Below are 20,283 nucleotides of genomic sequence, written 5' to 3'. Positions count from 1 at the left end.
CACGGTCAAGTCATCGGCGAAGTGCCGGTCGCCAGTGGCGTCGGGCACGTACTTCACGGTGACAACGATCCTCAAGCTCACGCCGGCTCTCCTACCTCAGTGCGGTCCGTGCTGCGAGCCTATGGCACTCAGTACCCTCTGTAAAGGTACGTAGTGCCAAAAGGTGCTCTCCGGTGCTAGGTTTCCCGGCATGACTGAGGTGCGCGGACCAGCCAAGAAGGCCCCCATGCGAGAGGTGCTCGCCGAGGCGGCCTTCGAGCTCTTTCTCGAGCGGGGCTTCGAGCGGACCACGGTCGACGACATCGTCGCCAGGGCGGGCGTCGGGCGCCGGTCGTTCTTCCGGTACTTCCCGTCGAAGGAGGACGTGGTCTTCCCCGACCACGAGCGCTGCCTGGCGGACATGTCGGCGTTCCTCGAAGAGCATGACGACGGCGACGATCCCGTGGGCGCGGTGTGCGACGCGGCCCGTCTCGTGCTGCGCATGTACGCCGCGAACCCCGAGTTCTCCGTGCAGCGTTACCGCCTCACGCGCGAGGTGCCCGGCCTGCGTACGTATGAACTCTCCGTGGTGCGCCGCTACGAGCGCAAGCTCGCCGGATATCTGGAACGGCGCTGCGCGGAGACCCCCGACGGCGCGCTGCGCGCCGAGGTGATCGCGGCCTCCGTGGTCGCCGCGCACAACAACGGCCTGCGCTCCTGGCTGCGTTCGGGGGGCGACGGTGACGCCGAGGCCTCGGTGGACCACGCGCTGGGACTCGTACGGGAGATGTGGGGGAACGCGCAGGCCGGGCGGCCCGCCGGTGCCGCGTCCGAGGACGAGGTGATCGTGATGGTGGCCCCGAAGGGCGCCCCGATGTGGCGGGTCGTGCAGCGCATCGAGTCGGCTTTCGGGGAGGGGCGAGCGGGTGCCGAAGGGGCGTGAGCCCGTTCTTGGCCGTCCTTTCGACACTCAGTACCTTTACGTTGCGGCACTCAGTGCCATATGGTGCGCGTGTCGCCGTGACGACGCGGCGTATCCGGGCCGACCGCAGGGGGTCGAAACGTGTCCATAGCAGGAACCGAGTTGCACCAGACCGGACTTGACGAGAATCCCGATCAGCGCGAGTCAACCGGCCTGATCTATCAGCGCTGCCGCTGGTGCCAGACCGCCTCCTTCCGGAAGCTGCTGTGCCCGGTGTGCGCGTCGAGCGACCTGGAGCCGGAACGCAGTGAGGGCTACGGCGTCGTCGTGCGCTCGAACGTCGTGAACCGCTACACGGGCGTGGCACGCAACGAGTCCCTGGTCCGCTTCCCCGAAGGCTTTGTGTTCCGCTGCCGCGTCGTGGGCGCCGCCCCGAACCTGGTCTGGGTCGGGGCCCGGGTCCGCCCGGTGACGGGTACGGACCCCGAGGCGGGCGAAGTCGTCTTCGAACTGTGCGACGCGAGCGGACGCGCGGACTGGTTCTGAGGGTCCGTCGTGTGCTGAGGGTCCGTCGTGCAGCGTTAGAGTTTCGCTCCTCTGACGCATGTCCGCACCCTCTCCGGGCAGCCCCCACCCGCCCACTGGAGTCCCCATGAGTACGTCCGCCGCCACCGCTCCGGTGTTCGTCGGCCCGGAGCAGACCGCCGCCGCCGGGCAGGGACAGATCACCGTCGCGTGGTCGCTCGGCGGGCACGCACGGGACCTGGACGCCAATGTCATCCGGCTCGCGCCCGGCGCGGGCATCGGCGAGCACACCGAGGCCACGCTGGGCGTCCTCGTGACCGTGCTGCACGGCGAGGGTGAACTCCGTACCCCGGACGGGTCATGGCCGCTGACGCCCGGCGCCCTGGTGTGGCTTCCGGCCGGCACGACCCGCTCCGTTCAGGCGGCGGACGCGGGCCTCGTCTACACCACCGCGCACCGACGGCGCCCGCCGCTCGGCATCAGCCCTGCCCCCGGCTCCGACGCCGGAGAGCCCGCCTGCCTCCTGGACCGCGTCTGCCCCGAGTGCGGCCGCCTCGCCGCGGAGCGCGACGCCCGTTACTGCGCACGATGCGGGACGGCACTGGGCGAGTAGCGGCTCAGCAGTCCCCGTCGGCGCTCGTCACCGCGAACTTGTAGCTCGGCACGGTCACCGTCCCCGCGCCGCCCGCCACGCCCGGGGGTTCGTAGTCGTCGCCCTTGGACCTGGTGCGCTCGACCCGCACGCAGAAGCTCGCCGCCGCACCGGAGCCGGTCACCGTGTAGGCCGCGTCGGACGCCGTGTTGGCATCGGCGGGTACGGCGTCCACGCCGGTCTGCGGGGAGTCGCCGCCGCCCTGCTCGACGACCTCGTCCTCGATCATGCGCGCGTACTCGTCGTCGAAGCCGCTGTCGTCGCCGTAGATGTCACCGAAGCGGGATGCGCCGTCCAGCGCCGTCGTGGCCTGGCCGACGGCGCTTGTCAGCTCGTCGTCGTTCCACGCCGCGTCGTCGGATACGGCCATGAGCTGAAACGCCGTGAAGACCGAGGCGCCCGCCATGCCGAAGAGGACGACGCGGCCGACGGTGAAGGCGGCATCGGGCAGTTCGGACGCCGACGGATTGAGGGACCGGCGCCAGCCATGGACGCGGTCCGCCCTGAGTGAGGCCATGGCGGCGAGCGCGGCGGCCAGCACGAAGCTGAACACGACCATCCCTGTCACACCTGACCCCCGCTCTCCGGCGCCCCACAGTACTCAACCGCCACACGGGCAACGCCGGGACGGTCCCGCTCGCGCCCCCGAGCCCCTCAGCTCCCCGCCTCGCGCCACGCCGAATCCCGCAGCAGGCGCAGCCCGTTGAGCCCCACGATCACCGTGGACCCCTCGTGACCGAGTACGCCAAGCGGCAGTGGCAGGGTGCCGATGAGGTCCCAGGCGACCAGGACCGTGATGAACGCGCCGGCGATCACCAGGTTCTGTACGACGAGTCCCCGGGCACGGCGGGAGAGGGCGATCACCTTGGGCACGGTGGTGAGTTCGTCGCGCACGATGACGGCGTCGGCGGTCTCCAGGGCGAGGTCGGAGCCGGCCCGGCCCATTGCGATGCCGGTGTGGGCGGCGGCGAGGGCGGGTGCGTCGTTGACGCCGTCGCCGATGACGAGGACCTTGCGTCCGTCGCCCTCCGCCGCACGCACCGCCGCGACCTTGTCCTGAGGGAGCAGCCCGGCGCGTACGTCATCGATGCCGACCTCTGTCGCGAGGCGGCCCGCGGCCTGGGAGTTGTCTCCGGTGAGCAGCATCGGCGGCGTGCCCGTGAGCGTCTCCAGGGAGGCGACGGTCGCTGCGGCGTCCGGGCGGAGCCGGTCGGCGATGCCGATGACACCCACGGGGGTCCCGTCGCGCAGCACGAGGACCGCGGTCTGGCCCTCGTCGCCCAACTGCCGCGCCCAGGCGCCTGCCTTGTCGTGTGTGCCGTACGTGTCGTACGTGTCGTACGCGTCGTCCGTGACATCAGTGACACCAGTGGCGGCATCGGCATCGGCATCGGCATTGGCGCCGAGCAGCCGTGCCGGAGCGCCGACCTCGACGGCCGCCCCCTCGACCGTGGCGCTCACGCCGATGCCGGGCGCCGATGCGAAGTCCGTCACCGCCGGGATGTCCAGGCCGCGCGTGCGGGCGGCGTCGACCACGGCGCGGGCCAGCGGATGTTCGCTGCGGTGCTCGGCGGCCGCAGCGAGCGAGAGCAGGGCGTCGTCGGTCAGGCCGCTGCCGGGCAGCGGGCGCAGGGCGGTCACCCGGGGAGTGCCCTCGGTCAGCGTGCCCGTCTTGTCGATGGCGACCGCGTCGACCTCGCCCAGGCGCTCCATAACGACGGCCGACTTGACCAGGACGCCGTGCCGCCCCGCGTTGGCGATCGCCGAGAGCAGCGGCGGCATGGTCGCGAGTACCACCGCGCACGGCGAGGCCACGATCATGAACGTCATGGCTCGCAGCAGCGCCCCCGTCAGGTCGTCGCCGAGCGCCAGCGGCACCGTGAACACGGCGAGCGTGGCGAGCACCATGCCGAGGGAGTAGCGCTGCTCGACCTTCTCGATGAACAGCTGTGTCGGCGCCTTCGTCTCCGACGCCTCCTCGACCATCGCCACGATCCGCGCGATCACCGAGTCCGACGCGTCGCGCCCCACCCGCACCCGCAGCGCACCGGCCCCGTTCAGCGTCCCCGCGAACACCTCGTCACCGGCCTCCTTGGCGACCGGCAGCGGCTCCCCGGTGATCGTCGCCTGGTCGACGTCGCTGACGCCCTCAAGGACCTCGCCGTCCGCGCCGACCCGCTCACCGGGACGTACGAGAATGACATCGCCGACCTTCAACTCGGCGCTGCCCACGGTCTCTTCGCCGCCCCCGTCGGTCAGTCGTGTCGCCGTGGCGGGCGCGAGGTCGAGCAGGCTGCGGACCGAGTCGGCGGTGCGGGCGGTGGCCAGGGCCTCCAGGGCGCCCGACGTGGCGAAGATGACGATCAGGAGCGCGCCGTCCATCACCTGCCCGATCGAGGCCGCGCCGACCGCCGCGACGATCATCAGCAGATCCACGTCCAGGGTCTTCTCGCGCAGCGCCCGCAGCCCTTCGAGCGCAGGCTCCCAGCCGCCGGTGACGTACGCGACCGCGTAGAGCGGGCCCCAGAGCCACGCGGCGGCCCCCGTCAGCTGGAGCGGCAGCGCGATGAGGAACGCGACCGTGGCCGCCGCGGCCCAGCGGGCCTCGGCGAGTGCGAGCACCCGGGTGCGCCGGCGCGGAGCCGCCGCCGTGCCGGCGGAAGGCGCCTGGTCGGAGCGTGGGATCAGGGTGGTGGGCATGACGAAGTGACCCTTCGCGGGCTGGGGAACGGCGACTCCATCACCGTACAGGAATGAATGAACAGCTTTTCATGTGTCATCGATAGGATGACGCCATGGGCCACGGAGTCGACGACAAGAGCACCGCCACCACACGAGATCGCCTGGACACCGTGGGGGCCGCCGACGTCGCCGCCACCCTCCAGGCCCTGGCGACGCCCTCCCGGCTGCGGATCCTCGCCCGACTGCAGGAAGGGCCCTGCGCGGCCGGCGATCTGGCCGATGCGGTCGGCATGGAACAGTCCGCCTGCTCGCACCAGTTGCGCCTGCTGCGCAACCTCGGCCTGATCACCGGGGAACGGCAGGGCCGCTCGGTCATCTACGCCCTCTACGACCACCACGTCGCCGAACTCCTCGACCAGGCGCTCTTCCACGTCGAGCACCTGCGCCTCGGTCTGCGGGACACCCCGCAGGGCGGCTAGCCTTACGGTGATCTTTTACTGGTGACTACTTGGATCGGCGCAGGTGAGGACGTACGGCGTGTGGCCCGTGGTGGCGGTCGTGGCCCTCGGCGGTGCCATCGGCGCGTCGGCCCGCTACGGCGCGTCCCTGATCTGGCCGACCGCCCCTGACGCGTTCCCCTGGACCACGCTCCTCGTGAACGCCGTCGGCTGCGCCGTCATGGGCGTCTTCATGGTGCTGCTCACCGAACTGTGGACCGCCCACCGTCTGCTGCGGCCCTTCTTCGGCACAGGCGTCCTCGGCGGCTTCACCACCTTCTCGACCTACGCTGCCGACATCGAGCGCCTGGTGAACGGCGGCCACGTCCGCACGGGCCTGGCCTACCTCGGACTGACACTGCTTGCGGCCATCGGAGCAGTATGGAGCGCGGCGTGGGCGACTCGCCGCCTGGTGGCGTGGAGGCGACCATGACCAGACTGACGGGCCGGGCACTGCGGGTCACGGTCTTCATCGGTGAGACCGACCTCTGGCACCGCAAGCCGGTCTACTCGGAGATCGTCCACCGCGCCCGCAAGGCGGGCCTCGCGGGCGCCAGCGTCTTCCGGGGCATCGAGGGATTCGGCGCCTCCTCGCTCATCCACACCCAGCGCCTCCTCTCGCTGAGCGAGGACCTGCCGGTCGCGGTGGTGATCGTCGACGACGAGGACAAGCTCCGCGCCTTCCTCCCCCAGCTCGACGAACTGGTCACCGAAGGGCTCGTGATCCTCGACGACTGCGAGGTCATCCGGTACGTCGGCCGGGGCGAGGCCGACCGGTGAACTGGCTCTGCGTGGTGGCCGGGGCGATGATCGGCGCCCCGCTGCGGTTCCTCACCGACCGTGCCGTGCAAGCCAGACACGACACGGTCTTCCCGTGGGGGACGTTCGCGGTGAACGTCCTGGGCAGCCTGATCCTCGGCGTGCTCACCGGAGCCGTCGTCGCGGGCGCCGCCGCCTCGCAGCTCCAGCTGTTCCTCGGCACCGGCCTGTGCGGCGCCCTGACGACGTACTCGACCTTCTCGTACGAGACGCTGCGGCTTGCCGAGGGCGGAGCGCGCTTCTACGCCGCGGCAAACGTCCTTGCCAGTGTCGTCGCGGGGCTCGGCGCGGTCTTCGCGGGCGTGGCGTTCGCCGAGGCGATGTGGGCGTGAAGGACGGCGGCGCGCTGCTCACCGCGACACGGCCGCGGCTTTGAGTGCGGACGACACCTCCGCCGCCCACCGCCAGGGCTCCGAGCTGCCGCCCGGCTGCGAGTTGAAGTGCTCCCAGCCCGCGACGCCGCCGACTGGCGAGGGCCGGGATATACGGCCCGGGGCGCCGTCGGCCAAAACCAACGGCGCCCTGGGGTCGGGTCAGACGTCCGCGAAATCCCCCGAGAAGGCGGCCGCCATCCGCAGATGCGGGGCGGCGTCCGCGTCCCTGCCCTGCCGCTCCAGCGTGCGGCCGAGGAGCAGCCGGGCGTACTGCTCGACCGGGTCGAGTTCGATGACCGTACGCAGCTCGGCCTCCGCGCGCAGCAGCTGCGCCGAGTGGTAGTAGGCACGGGCCAGCAGCAGCCGCGGGGCGACCTGCTCGGGCACCTCGTCGGCCAGGTCGGCCAGGATGCGTGCCGCCGTCGCGTACTCCTTGGCGTCGAAGAACTGCCGTGCGCGCTCCCAGCGCTCGGCCGCGGTTCCGTGGCCGTAATAGGTCATCTCCACTGTTGCCTCCTTACTGGTGCGCACAACTCCGCCACGTGGTCAGAAATTCCACCGGGTGACGGCCGCGCCGCGTGCCTGCCCTCCGGCGCCCCGCGGGGCTAGGTTGTGCGACATGAGCAATCTTGATCGCGAGGCGGTTCCGGCCCTGTGCGGCGGGCGCGGGTTCGTCGTCGCCGAACCGGTGCGGGAACTCCTCAGCCCCAAGAAGGTCAAGCTCGGCGAGTCCACCGAGGTCCGCCGCCTGCTGCCCAACCTGGGCCGCCGCATGGTCGGCGCCTGGTGCTTCGTCGACCACTACGGCCCGGACGACATCGCCGACGAGCCCGGCATGCAGGTGGGCCCCCACCCGCACATGGGCCTGCAGACGGTCAGCTGGCTGCACGACGGCGAGGTCCTGCACCGCGACTCCACCGGCGGTCTCCAGACGATCCGTCCGCGCGAGCTGGGCCTGATGACCTCGGGCCGGGCGATCTCGCACTCCGAGGAGAGCCCCAGATCGCACGCCCGCTTCCTGCACGGCGCCCAGCTGTGGGTGGCGCTGCCGGACGCCCACCGCCACACCGACCCGAGCTTCGAGCACCACGCCGAGCTGCCGATCGTCACGGCTCCCGGCATCTCCGCGACCCTCATCCTCGGCGCGCTCGACGGCGCGGCATCGCCGGGCACGACGTACACCCCGATCGTCGGCGCCGACCTCGCCCTGACCGGCGGTGCCGACGTGCGCCTGCCCCTGAACCCCGACTTCGAGTACGCCGTCCTCGCCATGTCCGGCGACGCCGACGTGGACGGTGTCCCCGTACTCCCGGGATCGATGCTCTACCTCGGCTGCGGCCGGACCGAACTGCCGCTGTACGCCAGGTCGGACGCGGGCCTGATGCTGCTCGGCGGTGAGCCGTTCGAGGAGGAGCTCATCATGTGGTGGAACTTCGTCGGGCGCTCCAATGAAGACATCGCACAGGCCCGTTCGGACTGGATGGACAGTTCGCGCTTCGGCGAGGTGAAGGGCTATGACGGCGACCGGATCCCCGCGCCGGACTTGCCGCCGGTGCCGCTGAAGCCGCGGGGACGGGTGCGTTGACCAGTGCCGTTGCTGTCGTCAGGGGCACAGCAACGCAGCCAAGCTGTCTTCGCGGGATCTAGAACCGCAGCGGGCCCGGTACGTGCGAAGGAGCGCCTCCTGGGTCAGGTCCTCCGCCCGGGGCGTGGAGCCGGTCAGCGGAGTGCGCCCTCGCCCCTTCGCTGCTTGTGGTGCGACGCGTGGGTTCCCACCCTTTGCAGGGACCCCGGGTCCGCGGAAGGTTCCCGATGCGATGGATTGCGCAACGCCGGGCAACTCCTCCAGTGGCGGGGCGAAAGAAGCGTGGATAGAACGGGAGACACGCACACACGCGGGACAAGTACGTACCGCTGAAATGGAGAAGAAAATGGCCGCTGAGTCATTCTCTGCCGCGGGGGATACGTCTAGGACCGGCGAACCTCTGCTTTCGACGTCGGTTCACTGGGGCACCGCGCAGTTCCACGCCCTTCCCCACGCCCTGCCCCAATACCCGCACGCCCCGCCACCGCAGGCAGTCGACCACGACGCGGACGACGTTCCTTCGGAGCGGACCGCGCACAGCGTCGCCGACGGATCCTCGGAACAGACGGCGCACGAGGCCGACGACGGGCCCCCGGAACAGACGGTGTCCGCCCTGGACGCCGACGCGGTGGAAGAGCTCATACGCGTCGCCGTGGTGTCCAGGCCCCTGGACGACGTCGTCGACCTCGTCACTCTCTTGGAGCAGTCACCTGACGGCGTGCCGGCCGCCGCCTCGGTGCTCCGCCTGGCCGCCGTGGCCCGCTCCGTCGACGACGTCTCCCGGCTGGTGGAACTGATGGGCCCGCCGGAACACGCCGCCGAGCACATGGACGAGGCAATTCGGCACGCCGTCGAGGAACGGCCCATACCGGAGGTGAGCCGTCTCGTTCACCTGCTCTCCCAGCCCCCGCACGATCCGCACAGCGGCGCCGAGGCGGTGCGTGCCGCCGGTACGACCAGATCTGTCGAGGATCTGATGAAGCTGATGGGCAGCCTGAGAGAACGCAAGGACGCCGACAACACCGAGGCCGGCCCCCCGCCGGTGCCGATCGCGCCGCCGGCCGAGGCCGTCCGCCCCGCACCCGTCCCGGCTGCCGCGGCCATGCCCGCTCGAGGCACAAAACCCTTGGTGTGGCTGCGTCGTACGGCAGGTGTACTTCTTCTGCTCTGTGCGGCGGCCCATTTCCCGCTGAACTGGTCGGACGCGTCCACCGTCGGTCTCTCCGCCGCGCTCGGCGTCTCCGTTATCTGCGCTCTGGCGGGGGCGGCACTGTGCCTGAGTGGGTCACCGGTCGTGGCCGTGATGAGCACCCTGGTGGCAGGCGCGCTGTCCGTCAGCCACCTCCTGGATGACCGGCTCGACTCCAGAACGCTCGCCTACGTATTGCGGCCTGACGGGGTGACAGCAGCGCTTCCCGCCCTGTCGGCGGTGGTCGCGACGCTGGCATCCCTCCTGGTCGTGGCGTTCACGGTCGCCGGCCTCCGAGGCGCGGCAAACCGGGACCCCGCCCCGAGTAGCTAGGCGTACACGAGGAGATGCTCGCGCTGATCGACGACATAGACGACATCGCCGATGAGCGCGAGCCGGAAGCTGGGGAAGTGCGGGGCGTTCGCCGGGAGTTCGGCGATCTCCAGCAGACGGATCCCGCGCCGGTCCGGCAGGAGCTGCAGCTTGTCCAGCAGGAGCCTGGGAGTAAACCGCCTGCACGGGCGTGGATTTACGCGCCCCTCAGCCGTCGGAGCCGAGCCGAGCGCCGCGTTGAGCCACGTGCCGATGGCCGGCAGCGCCTCGGGTCCACTGTCCTGCTCCACCGAGCCCCGAAGGGGCCTCGCCACGTACCCCACGGGTCAGCGCGCCGTGATGGTGCTGCGGTTCGAGATCGCAGGGAGCAGTCGGGTCGACATCGAGTCCAAACTCGATGTTGGCCGTTCCGTGGTGGTGTTCGTGTCAGCGTGGACAGGGACAGAGACTTGGCCACGGAGCCGTAGCGAGCGCAGTGCTTGTGCTGCGGTTCTGTACCGCAGAGGTGCATGGCTGGCTCGACCTCTGGCATACGAATAACGGGGCAGTGCGGCGGCGGCCGGAACGGTCGGCTGGAACCATGCCGGATTTGGCCAGGGGTTCGTCGAGAGACTCCGCGAGGAGCCGATGGCCGGCGCGCAGCAGGCACTGGAAGTCGGTGGTGCTTGCTGCAGTCCTGGGTGTGTGCACCGGTCTCCAGCGGGACCGATGAGGATGCCGCATTGAGTGAGGTGGTCGCGGATGGTGGGCCAGACGTACCTCGCCTCGTAGCGCCTGCATGCGGAGGCGTAACCGACTGCCGCGGTCACCGCGATCGTCGCGGGTAACAAGCAGGGGGAACGCACAGTCTGCTCGCGTGCAGGTACAAGCAACTGCCGAGTTGCAGCTGTCGGCAGCTCTGCGCGAGATACGGCGAACGGCATATCGGGAGTTCGCTGCGCAGGCAAACCTACTCGGCGACCACCATCGGCAAACTCCCCAGATCCCCTTCACATCGGTCTTCGTCGTCGGCGACGGCCTCCGGCTGCGCCGCTTCAAGGCGGTGTGAGCGACGCCGACCCGCGTACCGAGGGCGGACACGGGCAACAGCCCCGTGTCCGCCCTCGCGTTTGATCAGGCCTTCGGTTGTGGTCGGCAGGGCGGTCAGGGAGAGGGATCCTGTCCCTGTCCCTGACCGCCCTGGGGTGGGTGGACTTCGGTGTGTGGTTGCGGTGTGCGGGCAAGAATTGCCCGCAGTTGCCCGTCAGTTGCAGAAGTTGAGGAGGGCGAGGAGGCCGTTGCCGCACTGGAACTCGTCCCCGCCGCCGTGGCCGGCCTGGGCAGGGGCGGCCTTTGCGGTGACGGGCGTCGCGGCCACGGCGGATGTGGCAGTTGCCACCCCCGCCGCACAAGCGATGCCCACGGCGGCACTCACCACGAATGCCCGGGATATGAGGGACAGGGACTTCTTGGAGTGAGGTGTGTTGTTCATGCATTCACCATGCCCACCCTCGCGACCAGCTGCTCGCCGAGCGCACCCAAACGGGTGACACCCCCTCGCGCGCCCCGCCTGGAGCGTGATGCGCACGCTGAGCGACCTGCACGGCGCGAACAACGTACGGCTCGTCGTCTGGTTCCACTGACACCGTGACCCGAGCCGAGCGTTCTGCACGGCCGAACGGGCCAACTGCGGCGCTCGGTCACACCCGACTTTGTGCCTGAACGCCCTCTCGGGCAAGAGACCCGGTTGCCGATCAGCGGTTCTGGGCGGTGATGTTGAACATCCAGCTGATTCCGAACTGGTCAACCAGCGAGCCCGCCTCGTCGCCCCACACCTGCTTTTCCAGAGGCAGCGTGACGGTGCCACCTGCGGACAGTTTCTCGAAGTAGTCGCGAAGCCCCCTGTCGTCGCCGTCCAGGAAGATCGCGACATTGTTGCCGGGCCGATAGGGCGGGTGGCCGGGCCTGTCATCGGGATAGTCCCATGCCATGAGCGTGTAGCCGGCGGGAGTGTCCAAACGAGAGTGCATGACCTTGTCGGCGTTGGGCGAGTCCGGTGAGCCGAAGTCCGCCACCGTTCCCCATTCCAACTCGCCACCGAAGACCTTCCGGTAAAACTCCATCGCCTGCCGCGCGTTACCGTTGAACGTGATGCACGGATTGACCTGAGACCCCAATTGAAGCTCCTTCGCGATATAGCTGACCGGACTGTCCGATCGCCGCGAAGCCAAGTTACCGACGAACCACGACATCCTCTGTCACGATATTTTTGCGCCGGGCCTGCCAACTTAACGATGCGTCCAGGGTCGTTGGCTGGCCAGAAGGCGTTAAGTCCGTTTCTGGTGGGCATGCTGAGGAGTTCGTGCCGTTCGCGGACCCGGAAATGCCCCGAGCGATCAATTTCCATACCCATACCCATCCCCGTCGAGTCGGGTCCGCGCGCACATGGACGCCTGGATGGGGCCGCAACTGGTCGTCCTCAAACACCACTGCCCATGACGGCACTGACGTCCGCCTGTTCCCGCGATTGCGGACGGTCCGCCCTCAACGACAAACCCCCTGACCCACCCCGTCAGTCCACTGGATTACCGTGTCTTGCTCCTCGTGAGGCGAGAAGGTGCTCAGCTGGCTCCAGAGTCCCGGGCCTCCGCGAGGGGGATGCGGCGGTCGATGTCGAGCCCTGACTCGCCGAGATCTTCCATGAGGACACCTGGACGAGGATGCGACGCGAGAGGTCGCGGGGACGGGTGCGCTGACGGCGGTGGTCTCCGCTAGGTGAAGGCCGTGGCGAGCTGTTCGAGGAGGGGCGTCGCGGAGGGGTGGGGGTCGCGACGTGGTGTGATCGCGTAGATCCCGCGGGTCGGGGGGTCGGCGAGGGCCACCGCGGTGACGTCGGTCCGCAGCGCGCGTGTCAGTACCCCGGGTATCAGCGCGATGGCGTGGCCGGTTGCCACCAGGGCCAGTTTGCCGAGCAGATCGGCCGCGGTGAGATCGATGCGGGCGCTGACCCCGGCGCGGGCAGCGTGCCGGCGCAGGAGCGCCGCCGAGCCGTCGTTGTCCTCGACCCAGGTCTGGTCGGCCAGCGTCCGAATGTCCACCGGGCCGCGCCCGGCCTGCGGATGACCGACGGGCAGGACGACGACCATGTCGTCCAGGCCGAGGAACCGCCGTTCGACCCGCGGGTCATTGGGGAGCCCCGGTGGCGCATCGGTGACGACAGCGAGGTCGAGATCGCCGGCGATCACACGGTTGTGCAGTTGTGCGCTCAAGCCGGGGAGCAGGCTCCACCGCATGGATCCGGTTCGCTCCAGCAGGCTCCGGATGGCCTCGGGGACGATCCCTGCGGCAAGAGAGGGCGTGGCACCGACGGCCAGCGGCCGATTGAACGCCCCGTCACCAGCCTCTCGTACGGCGCGCATGGCGCGGTCGGCTTCGTTGAGCGTGGCCAGGGCGTGGCTCCGGAAGACCTCGCCAGCAGGCGTCGGACGCACACCGCGCGCATGACGCTCCATCAGAGGCACGCCGAGCTGCCGCTCAAGACCGGCGATCTGTCGGGAGACGGCCGACTGCGTGTGATGGAGCTCGGCGGCCGCCGCCGACAGCGACCCGAGTCGGCACACGGTCACGAAGGTCCGCCACACGGTCAAGTCCATGACACCAGCAATTCCATGACGCCAGTATGTCCGGCCGGTATGCGAGCGCCGCAGGTCTGGCCTGCGAAATCTGCGCTTGTCGCAGCCATCGGGGCGCACCACTCTGGCCCGTATGACCACACCGCACATGATCACCATCCTCGGCCTGGGACGCATGGGCGACGCGATCGCGACACGCCTCGCTGCCCAGGGCCGGGACGTCGTCGGCTGGACGCGCTCCGGGCGCACATCGGACGCCGTCAGGACGACCGGCGATGCGAACGAGGCGGTGGCGAAGGCCGATCTCGTACTCCTGGCACTGTTCGACGGCCCGGCCTGCCGGCAGGTCCTCGACGACGTCCGTGACTCGCTGCGACCGGACACGATCGTGCTGAACACCAGCACCATCGCCCCCGCCGAAGCGTCGCAACTGGCCCGGCACCTCGGCCCGTCCTACGTCCACGCGCCCCTACTCGGCTCTGTGCCCGCCGCCGCGGCCGGCGCCCTGCAGATTCTTGCCGCCGCCGAGCACGACGCGCTCGATCGGGTCCGACCGGTTCTGGAGGCGCTTGGCACCGTGCGGCGTGTTGACGATGCCGCCACCGCCGCTGCGCTCAAGCTCATCGCCAACAGCAGCCTTGCCGGCGCCGTCCTCGCGCTGCGTGACGCACTGCGCCAGGCCGACGCCCTCGGCCTGCCCCGTGCCGAGGTGCTCGACGTTCTCGAACTCGGCCAGCTCGGCGGGCTCGTGGCCCGCAAACGGCCTTTCCTCGCCGCCCAGCCTGCCCCTGCCATGGCCGAATTCACGATCGGCGCGCTGGCCAAGGACATGGCTCTGCTGGCCGCCGCGTCGAACACCCCCCTGCGCAGCGCAGCCGACTTGGCCGACCCCACTGCCGACCCTGAGGCCGACATCGCCGTTGCCGCCACGGTCCCCGCCGTGGAGGACGCCGTGCTCGAACCGCTCCGTGCCTACGTCCGCGGACACGCGACCGGCGACCCCACCCACTTCCACGACGCGTTCCTGCCCACCGCCCACATCGAGGGAATCCGGGACGGTGCATTCGTCTCGTGGCGCCTGGAGGAGTACTGCGCTCTCTTCGACGGCCGCCCGGCCGCGGACGAACCGACCCGCTCCCGCCGCATCGACGCCATCGACGTCCACGGCACCGTCGCGACCGCGACCATGACGCTCTCGCACGGCGCGAACACCTTCACCGACATCTTCCTGCTGGTCCGCGTCGACGACGGCTGGCGCATCGCCAACAAGGCTTACCACCGGCACTCCTGAGGCGCAGCACGTCCTGCCCGGTGAAGTCGGTGGCGCGGCCCAGCGGCGGGCCGGGGCCTGGGCGGTCGTCATTCCGGGGTGCGGGCGGTGACCAGCCAGGCGGCGGCGCCCAGAGCGATGCCGTCCGGGCCCTGGTGGCCGGCGAGTTCGGTGTGCAGCGCGGCCAGAGCCTGGCGGGCGTTCTCTTCCGTCGCCTGCGCCAGCAGATCGCGGATCAGGCCGAGGCTGGCGACGAATTCGACGACGTCCTCGGCGTCGTCGCCCAGGTGAATCGGCTCGGCCACCGGTTCGACCGCGATGTCGGTGAAACCCGCCCCGCCCAGCAACTGCCGTACCCGCTCGGGGTCGGCGAGCGAGAAGGCCCCCGGCTGTCCCGATCCGCCCATGTCCGGCAGTTCGACGTACGGAGCGATGGCCGTCCACAGGGTGACGAGCCACTCGTTGACCGCCGCCTCCTGCCAGCACGAGAACGCAAGCCGGCCGCCCGGTCGCAGGGCTCGGGCGATGTTCGTGAAGGCGGCCGGCGGATCGGCGAAGAACATCATCCCGTTGCGGCTGATCGCCACGTCGAACGCCGCGTCGGGAAAGGGATGCACCTGCGCGTCCCCTTCCTCGAACGCCACGTTGCCCACGCCTTCTTCGAGCGCAAGCCGGCGCGCCTCGGCGAGCAGCGGCTTCGACAGATCGACGCCGAGGACGTGGCCTCGCCCGGCGTCGCGTGCCGCGGCACGGGTGGTGGCGCCCGCTCCGCAGCCGATGTCCAGGACGCGGTCGGCCGTGCCGATGGCGGCTGCTCGCAGCAGGTGCGGGGTGAAGTTGCGCTGCATGGCCTCGTAGCGCTCCCGGTGCCGGACCCAGTGCCGACCGTCGTCGCCGTTCCAGGCTTGGGCCTGCTCGGCGGAGGCGGCGGCCGGGGCGTGCTGCCTTGGTTCGGCCCGGGGTGCGGTGGTGTGGTCCTCGGTCACGTCCTTGCCTCCTGCTACGGGGTCAATTCTTGTCGGGCGCCTCGACGACGATGGGTGCGACGTGGGGGGGTGGGGCGTGGGGTGAAGCCATTGCCTCGCGCCGTCGGTGCTGCCGCAACCGGACCACTGCCCTGCGGCGGACGTGTACGGGCGACGGTGACGTCATTCACCCTGCCGCCACACGCGCCGGACAGGCAGGCCGAGTCGATCCGGAGGAGGTCAGCGGGGGTGTGACAGGGGCCCCTTTCGTGAGTGGGGCTCGGGTGGCGGCAGGGGAGACTGGTCATTTGGCACCCGAGCAGCACACCCGGCGGAGACGAAATGGCGCGCGCTTTCTGCGTGCACGCCGTACCCAGACCAGCCCCGAGAGCGCCGGCCTCACCCCGGCCCCGGCGTACGCCGTACACCCGGCCTGCGTCGCGAAGAGCTGGCCGCGCTCGCCGGGGTCAGCATCGACTACTACACCCGCCTCGAGCGCGGCAAGGAGACACGGCCGGGACCCGGAGTCGTCGCCGCCCTCGCCGTGCACTGCAGCTCGACGACGAGCACCACCACCTGTGTGAGCTCGCCGCCCGAGCCGCACGCTACGCGCCCGAGCCGCCCCTTCCGCCAAGCCGGACGGTCCGCCCCCACCTGAAGCTGATCCTGGAGACCATGCGGCCGAACCCGGCCTGACTGGGAGAACCTGGTCCGCTCCTGCGCAGCCCGAAGGTCACGAAGACCTTCCACCACCCCAAGGTCGGCGTTCTCACCCTCAGCGGCCAGAGCATGCGCCGCCGAGCCGGGCACCTCCGACCACGACGCCATGCTCCTGCTTGACCTGGTCACGGAACCGGCGGGCCCCGTACCGTCCACCGAGACGGAGCCGCGAGACCCGGTAGCCGCGAGCCGTCATGTCACGGCCAGGTGGCTGCGGTGGTGCCGCAGGGCCTCGGCCTCGTCCAGCAGGGAGAGGGCGAAGTCGGCGTAGGAGATGCGGGCCGCCATGTCGCCGTGCTCGCGCGTGCCGTAGTGGCCGGTGCGTTCGCCCTCGTGGTCGAAGTCGCCGGCCGGGCTCACATACACCCAGTCCAGTGCGCCGCCCTGGGCACGGAGGACCTCCAGACCGGCGGCGTGGGCCAGGCAGAAGGGCCGGAACTCCGCGGGGAAACCGGGGGCGTCGAGGAGCCGGGTCCCGTCCGGGCCCGGCAGCAGCGAGGAGAGCCCGACCGTGACGAGCCTCTCCACCTCGGCCTGCCGCAGGCCCTCGACGAGGGACTGCGCCGCGCTCTTGAAGAAGGCGTCCGGGTCGGTGCCCTCGCCGTACACCGCCGCCGCGTTGATCGCGGCGTCATGGCCGTCCGCGAGGGCGGCGACATCCGCCGCGTCGGTGACGTCCCCGGCGGCGATCCGTACGCCGCTGTCCGCCAAGCCGCCGTAGCGGGCGGGCTCGCGCACCACCGCGGTGACCCCGTGCCCACGGCGACGCGCCTCGGCGACGGCATGCCGACCGGCCCTGCCGCCCGCACCGAAAATCACGATCCTGCTCATCGTCGGAATACCTCCTGGTGAGTCGTTGCTCCGGAAGGTATCCGTGAGGGCGGTTACCAGTTGGATACCGCCGGCACCGGCGCGAGGCAGGAGATCTCCATGACGTACCGGCAGCAGCCGTTGCCGCCCGACATGTTCGACGAACTGTGCCCGTCGGCACTGCTGCCGTTCCGCTTCGGGGACAAGTGGGGCGCCCTGGTCCTGCGCTGTCTGCAGGACGGCCCGCGCCGCTTCTCCCAGCTCCGGGTGCCGCTGCACCGCGTCACTCCGAAAGTGCTGACGCAGTCGCTGCGCGGCCTGGAACGCGACGGGCTCGTGTCACGCACGGCGTACGAGGACCCGCAACCGCGGGTGGAGTACGCCCTCACGCCACTGGGCCGCAGCATGCTGGAGCCGATGGACGCGGCGTGCGCGTGGGCGGCCGCGCACTGGGACGAGTTGCTCGACGCGCGTGAGGCGTACGAGGACCGCGGAGCCGACCGTACGAGGACTGTGTAGCCGCACGCCCCGGCCCGTGACACCACCGACCTCTGCACGCCTATGGCTGTCTTACTGACGGGTCAGTACGGTGCTGCCAACCCCCCTTGCCCACAGGAGAGTTGGGAGAGCCGCATGATGTCAGCGTTACGCAGACGGCCGGTGGCCGCAGGCGCAGTGCTCGCGGTGGCGGTGCTCGGGCTGCCCGGGTCCGCCGCCGCGCAGAGCGTGGACGCGCCGGCAGGCACCCAGGACGCGACCCCCTCGGCGCAGGCCGCCGAGAAGGCACCCGGCGCCGGAGAGCAGCGCAAAGACAAGCACCACAAGCCCGGCAAGAAGCCAGGGAAGCCGGGAAAGCCGGGAAAGCCGGGCAAGAAAACCGACCCCGGCGAGATCCTCGGCTCGGAGCCGTCCTCGTTCCGGTACACACCGGGCGTCCCCACCCCCACCAAGGCCTGGAAGATCACCTACCGGTCGACTTCGGCCGACGGGAAGCCCAACGCCGTCTCCGGAACCGTGATCGTCCCCGACGACGGCAAGACCACCCCGCGCCCGCTGATCACGTACGCCGTCGGAACCGTCGGCCTCGGTGACAAGTGCGCGCCGTCCGCCGGATTCCCGGGCGGTACGACGGCCGAGGCGCCGCTCGTCAACGCCGCGCTGGTACGGGGCTACGCGGTCGTCGTCACGGACTACGAGGGCCTCGGCACACCCGGCGACCACACTTACATGGTCGCCAAGGCGCAGGCCACCGCGGTGCTCGACGCGGCGCGCGCGGCCCAGCGGCACCCGGAGGCCGCGAAGTACGGGGTAGCCAAGGAGGCGCCCGTCGGGATCATGGGCTACTCGCAGGGTGGCGGCGCCAGCGCGAAGGCCGCCGAGCTGGCCGCGGCGTACGCCCCCGAACTGAAGGTCAAGGGCACGGCGAGCGGCGGTGTGCCCGCCGATCTCGCCAAGGTCGCCGACTCGCTGGAGGGCGGGGACAGCGCTGGCTATCTGCTGATGTCCGCCGTCGGGCAGAACGCGGCCAACCCGGCCCTGAACCTCGACAAGTACCTCAACGACGAGGGCCGCAAGCTCGCCGAAGTGGTACGGAACGAATGCGTCGGGACGGCCTTGGAAGCAGGGCGCGGCAAATCGATCGAGGACGTGACGACGTCCAACCCGCTGGACCAGCCGGACTGGCAGCAGGCCATCGCTGACCAGTTCATCGGGGCCGAGCGGCCGTCGGCGCCGACGTTCCTCTACCACGGGGACGCGGACGAGACGATCCCCTATGCGGTCGGGCAGAAGCTGCGCGCCGACTGGTGTGCGAAGGGGCACGCCGTCCAGTGGACGACCTTCGCCGGGCAGTCCCATGTGGGGACGGCGATTCAGGGCAACGGCCCGGCGCTGGAGTGGCTCGGCCAACGCTTCGCGGACCAGCCCACGTCCGGCAACTGCGGCACGTAGGCAGCCGAGGTGATCTGACGACCGGTCACGGGACCGGCCGCACCGGAAGCTTGCGCACGCTGTTGCCCACGAAGGAGGTGTGGCGCGGCAGTTGGGCTTCCGGTGCGGCGAGGTCCAGGTCCGGGAAGCGGGTGAAAAGCCGCTCCAGGGCGATGGTCGCCTCCATGCGGGCCAGCGGCGCTCCGACGCAGAAGTGCGGGCCGTGGCCGAGGGAGAGATGCCGGGTGGTGGTGTCGCGGGTGAGGTCGAAGCGGTCGGCGTCGTGGCCGTGGGCCCGCTTGTCGCGGCCCGCGGCGGAGTAACCGGCAAGCACCGGTGTGCCCTTGGGGATGACGGTGCCGTCGAGCGTCAGGTCGCGGGTCGGATACCGGAAGGGGAAGTAGCTGACGGGGCTGTCCCAGCGCAGGGTCTCCTCCACCGCCGCGGGCCAGGGCACCTCGCCCGACTGGAGCAGGGCGAGCTGATCGCGGTGGGCGCACAGGGCGCGTACGGCGTTGGTGATCAGGTTGAGGGTGGTCTCGTGCCCCGCGATGATCGTGAGCATCAGGGTGCCGAGCAGCTCGTGCGGGCCGAGCCGGTCGCCGTTCTCCTCACGGGCCGCGATCAGCGCGCTGGTGAGGTCGTCGCCGGGGTCGGCGGCGCGGGCCGCGGCGACCGAGCCGAGGACCTCCACCATCTCCCGATTGGCTGCCATAGCCTGCTCGGGACCGATGTCGGTGGCGACGATCTGGTTCGACAAGTGATGCAGCCGGTCCTGGTGCTCGGCGTCCACGCCGAGGAGCTCGCAGATGACGCCCATCGGCAACGGCAGGGCGAAGTGCGTACGCAGGTCCGCGATTCCGTCACCGGCGGCGGCCGCCCGGTCGAGCCGGTCGAGCAGCGTGGTGGTCAACTCCTCGACCCGCGGCCGCAGTTCCTCCACTCGCCGGGCGGTGAACGCCTTGCTCATCAGGGAACGCAGCCGCCGGTGGTCGGCGCCGTCGGCCGTGGTCATGCCCTGGACCGTGGCGAACGTCCGCAGCGGCCAGCCGTCGGCTATCTCCCCGGCCTGCAAGGCGGCGAAGTGCCGGGCGTTCTTGGCGACATCGGGGTGTGCGAGGAACTCCTTGAGCGCGTCATGGCCGAGCACCGCCATGCCCGCCACCTCGCCGGGCAGGACCACCGGCGTCACGTCGCCCTGCGCGAGCAGCCGGGCATTGTCCGCGTGCGGGCAGCCGCCGGCCGGGTCGAGGCGGTGTGTGTGGCCGGCCGCGGCGTTCACCGGTGACGTGTTCAACAGGGAGTCTCCTCGTCGAAGGGGGACGGACCGGGACGTGTGGCGATCGACATGCTCGCGGCTGCCCCCGAGAAATGACACCCCTGTGCTGCCCTCCAGGGACCCCTTGGCGCCGTCCTGACCG

Annotated in this window: 23 protein-coding genes and 2 pseudogenes; 14 read left to right on the top strand and 11 right to left on the bottom strand. The window is 70.5% G+C overall.

Annotated elements, in window-relative coordinates:
• Nucleotides 1-81, bottom strand: a pseudogene (locus AB0G47_RS36895) (electron transfer flavoprotein subunit beta); the annotation flags it as partial.
• A 109-nt stretch (nt 82-190) separates the two neighbouring features.
• On the opposite strand from AB0G47_RS36895, the gene AB0G47_RS36890 reads away from it, so the two are divergent.
• The 3 genes from AB0G47_RS36890 to AB0G47_RS36880 all read left to right on the top strand — a co-directional run bounded on the left by AB0G47_RS36890 (nt 191) and on the right by AB0G47_RS36880 (nt 2,039).
• Nucleotides 191-922: a TetR family transcriptional regulator gene (locus AB0G47_RS36890; protein ID WP_360779159.1), complete on the top strand. Its 732-nt coding sequence runs from the start codon at nt 191-193 to the stop codon at nt 920-922.
• Nucleotides 923-1,063: 141 nt separating this feature from the next.
• The gene (locus tag AB0G47_RS36885) at nt 1,064-1,447 is read left to right on the top strand and encodes a zinc ribbon domain-containing protein (protein ID WP_360779181.1); all 384 of its coding nucleotides are present in this window, start codon (nt 1,064-1,066) and stop codon (nt 1,445-1,447) included.
• Between the two features lie 106 nt (nt 1,448-1,553).
• On the top strand, nt 1,554-2,039 hold the full coding sequence (locus tag AB0G47_RS36880; RefSeq protein WP_360779157.1) for a hypothetical protein: 486 nt from the start codon (nt 1,554-1,556) through the stop codon (nt 2,037-2,039).
• A 4-nt stretch (nt 2,040-2,043) separates the two neighbouring features.
• Here AB0G47_RS36880 and AB0G47_RS36875 read toward each other — a convergent pair whose 3' ends face one another.
• Together AB0G47_RS36875 and AB0G47_RS36870 are read right to left on the bottom strand one after the other, a co-directional pair.
• Complete coding sequence (locus tag AB0G47_RS36875; RefSeq protein ID WP_360779155.1) at nt 2,044-2,637, bottom strand: hypothetical protein; 594 nt, start codon at nt 2,635-2,637, stop codon at nt 2,044-2,046.
• A gap of 95 nt (nt 2,638-2,732) precedes the next feature.
• A complete protein-coding gene (locus AB0G47_RS36870) occupies nt 2,733-4,778 on the bottom strand; it encodes a heavy metal translocating P-type ATPase (RefSeq protein WP_360779153.1) in 2,046 nt (681 codons plus the stop codon).
• A gap of 95 nt (nt 4,779-4,873) precedes the next feature.
• Here AB0G47_RS36870 and AB0G47_RS36865 point away from each other — a divergent pair, with 95 nt between their 5' ends.
• Genes AB0G47_RS36865 through crcB form a run of 4 tightly spaced genes read left to right on the top strand, consistent with a single transcriptional unit; the run spans nt 4,874 to nt 6,408 of the window.
• Nucleotides 4,874-5,239: a metalloregulator ArsR/SmtB family transcription factor gene (locus AB0G47_RS36865; RefSeq protein ID WP_360779150.1), complete on the top strand. Its 366-nt coding sequence runs from the start codon at nt 4,874-4,876 to the stop codon at nt 5,237-5,239.
• A gap of 43 nt (nt 5,240-5,282) precedes the next feature.
• Entirely contained in the window at nt 5,283-5,690 is a 408-nt protein-coding gene (locus AB0G47_RS36860) for a CrcB family protein (RefSeq protein WP_360779147.1), read from the top strand.
• The gene (locus tag AB0G47_RS36855; RefSeq protein ID WP_360779144.1) at nt 5,687-6,037 is read left to right on the top strand and encodes a DUF190 domain-containing protein; all 351 of its coding nucleotides are present in this window, start codon (nt 5,687-5,689) and stop codon (nt 6,035-6,037) included. Before AB0G47_RS36860 ends, AB0G47_RS36855 begins: the two co-directional genes overlap by 4 nt.
• On the top strand, nt 6,034-6,408 hold the full coding sequence (gene crcB / locus AB0G47_RS36850; RefSeq protein ID WP_360779141.1) for a fluoride efflux transporter CrcB: 375 nt from the start codon (nt 6,034-6,036) through the stop codon (nt 6,406-6,408). Before AB0G47_RS36855 ends, crcB begins: the two co-directional genes overlap by 4 nt.
• Nucleotides 6,409-6,609: 201 nt before the next feature.
• Here the strand turns inward: crcB and AB0G47_RS36845 are convergent, their stop codons facing one another.
• Nucleotides 6,610-6,957, bottom strand: coding sequence for a tetratricopeptide repeat protein (locus AB0G47_RS36845; RefSeq protein ID WP_360779139.1), 348 nt, complete (start codon nt 6,955-6,957; stop codon nt 6,610-6,612).
• Between the two features lie 112 nt (nt 6,958-7,069).
• Here AB0G47_RS36845 and AB0G47_RS36840 point away from each other — a divergent pair, with 112 nt between their 5' ends.
• Nucleotides 7,070-8,035 carry a pirin family protein gene (locus tag AB0G47_RS36840; protein WP_360779136.1) on the top strand — a complete coding sequence of 322 codons (966 nt, stop codon included), beginning with the start codon at nt 7,070-7,072 and terminating at the stop codon, nt 8,033-8,035.
• Between the two features lie 346 nt (nt 8,036-8,381).
• The gene (locus AB0G47_RS36835) at nt 8,382-9,557 is read left to right on the top strand and encodes a hypothetical protein (protein WP_360779133.1); all 1,176 of its coding nucleotides are present in this window, start codon (nt 8,382-8,384) and stop codon (nt 9,555-9,557) included.
• Here the strand turns inward: AB0G47_RS36835 and AB0G47_RS36830 are convergent.
• On the bottom strand, nt 9,554-9,871 hold the full coding sequence (locus AB0G47_RS36830; RefSeq protein WP_360779131.1) for a hypothetical protein: 318 nt from the start codon (nt 9,869-9,871) through the stop codon (nt 9,554-9,556). The two genes, AB0G47_RS36835 and AB0G47_RS36830, sit on opposite strands and share 4 nt — an antisense overlap.
• A 542-nt stretch (nt 9,872-10,413) precedes the next feature.
• Here AB0G47_RS36830 and AB0G47_RS36825 point away from each other — a divergent pair.
• Complete coding sequence (locus AB0G47_RS36825; RefSeq protein WP_360779128.1) at nt 10,414-10,605, top strand: hypothetical protein; 192 nt, start codon at nt 10,414-10,416, stop codon at nt 10,603-10,605.
• Nucleotides 10,606-10,800: 195 nt separating this feature from the next.
• Here AB0G47_RS36825 and AB0G47_RS36820 read toward each other — a convergent pair whose 3' ends face one another.
• The 3 genes from AB0G47_RS36820 to AB0G47_RS36810 form a co-directional block, all read right to left on the bottom strand.
• On the bottom strand, nt 10,801-11,028 hold the full coding sequence (locus AB0G47_RS36820) for a hypothetical protein (protein WP_360779125.1): 228 nt from the start codon (nt 11,026-11,028) through the stop codon (nt 10,801-10,803).
• A gap of 262 nt (nt 11,029-11,290) precedes the next feature.
• Entirely contained in the window at nt 11,291-11,713 is a 423-nt protein-coding gene (locus AB0G47_RS36815; protein WP_360779179.1) for a VOC family protein, read from the bottom strand.
• A gap of 594 nt (nt 11,714-12,307) precedes the next feature.
• Nucleotides 12,308-13,189, bottom strand: coding sequence for a LysR family transcriptional regulator (locus tag AB0G47_RS36810; RefSeq protein WP_360779122.1), 882 nt, complete (start codon nt 13,187-13,189; stop codon nt 12,308-12,310).
• A 112-nt stretch (nt 13,190-13,301) separates the two neighbouring features.
• Between AB0G47_RS36810 and AB0G47_RS36805 the strand changes: the two genes are divergently transcribed.
• Nucleotides 13,302-14,459 (top strand): nuclear transport factor 2 family protein, encoded by a 1,158-nt coding sequence (locus AB0G47_RS36805; protein WP_360779119.1) that lies wholly within the window; start codon nt 13,302-13,304, stop codon nt 14,457-14,459.
• A 68-nt stretch (nt 14,460-14,527) separates the two neighbouring features.
• Here the strand turns inward: AB0G47_RS36805 and AB0G47_RS36800 are convergent, their stop codons facing one another.
• Nucleotides 14,528-15,424 (bottom strand): methyltransferase domain-containing protein, encoded by an 897-nt coding sequence (locus tag AB0G47_RS36800; RefSeq protein WP_360779117.1) that lies wholly within the window; start codon nt 15,422-15,424, stop codon nt 14,528-14,530.
• A gap of 287 nt (nt 15,425-15,711) precedes the next feature.
• Here AB0G47_RS36800 and AB0G47_RS36795 point away from each other — a divergent pair.
• Nucleotides 15,712-16,394 (top strand): annotated as a pseudogene (locus tag AB0G47_RS36795) (helix-turn-helix transcriptional regulator).
• Here the strand turns inward: AB0G47_RS36795 and AB0G47_RS36790 are convergent.
• A complete protein-coding gene (locus AB0G47_RS36790; RefSeq protein ID WP_360779114.1) occupies nt 16,316-16,954 on the bottom strand; it encodes an NAD(P)H-binding protein in 639 nt (212 codons plus the stop codon). The pseudogene AB0G47_RS36795 and the gene AB0G47_RS36790 overlap by 79 nt on opposite strands.
• 99 nt (nt 16,955-17,053) lie before the next feature.
• Here AB0G47_RS36790 and AB0G47_RS36785 point away from each other — a divergent pair, with 99 nt between their 5' ends.
• Nucleotides 17,054-17,452 carry a helix-turn-helix domain-containing protein gene (locus tag AB0G47_RS36785; RefSeq protein ID WP_360779111.1) on the top strand — a complete coding sequence of 133 codons (399 nt, stop codon included), beginning with the start codon at nt 17,054-17,056 and terminating at the stop codon, nt 17,450-17,452.
• A 141-nt stretch (nt 17,453-17,593) separates the two neighbouring features.
• Nucleotides 17,594-18,883 (top strand): lipase family protein, encoded by a 1,290-nt coding sequence (locus AB0G47_RS36780; protein ID WP_360779109.1) that lies wholly within the window; start codon nt 17,594-17,596, stop codon nt 18,881-18,883.
• A gap of 25 nt (nt 18,884-18,908) precedes the next feature.
• Here the strand turns inward: AB0G47_RS36780 and AB0G47_RS36775 are convergent, their stop codons facing one another.
• Entirely contained in the window at nt 18,909-20,159 is a 1,251-nt protein-coding gene (locus AB0G47_RS36775; RefSeq protein WP_360779106.1) for a cytochrome P450, read from the bottom strand.
• Nucleotides 20,160-20,283 lie beyond the last annotated feature (124 nt).

Source organism: Streptomyces sp. NPDC021622, from assembly GCF_040640795.1.
GTDB lineage: Bacteria > Actinomycetota > Actinomycetes > Streptomycetales > Streptomycetaceae > Streptomyces.
The sequence above is the reverse complement of the archived record's forward strand: the minus strand, read 5'-3'. Positions and strand labels throughout refer to the sequence as shown.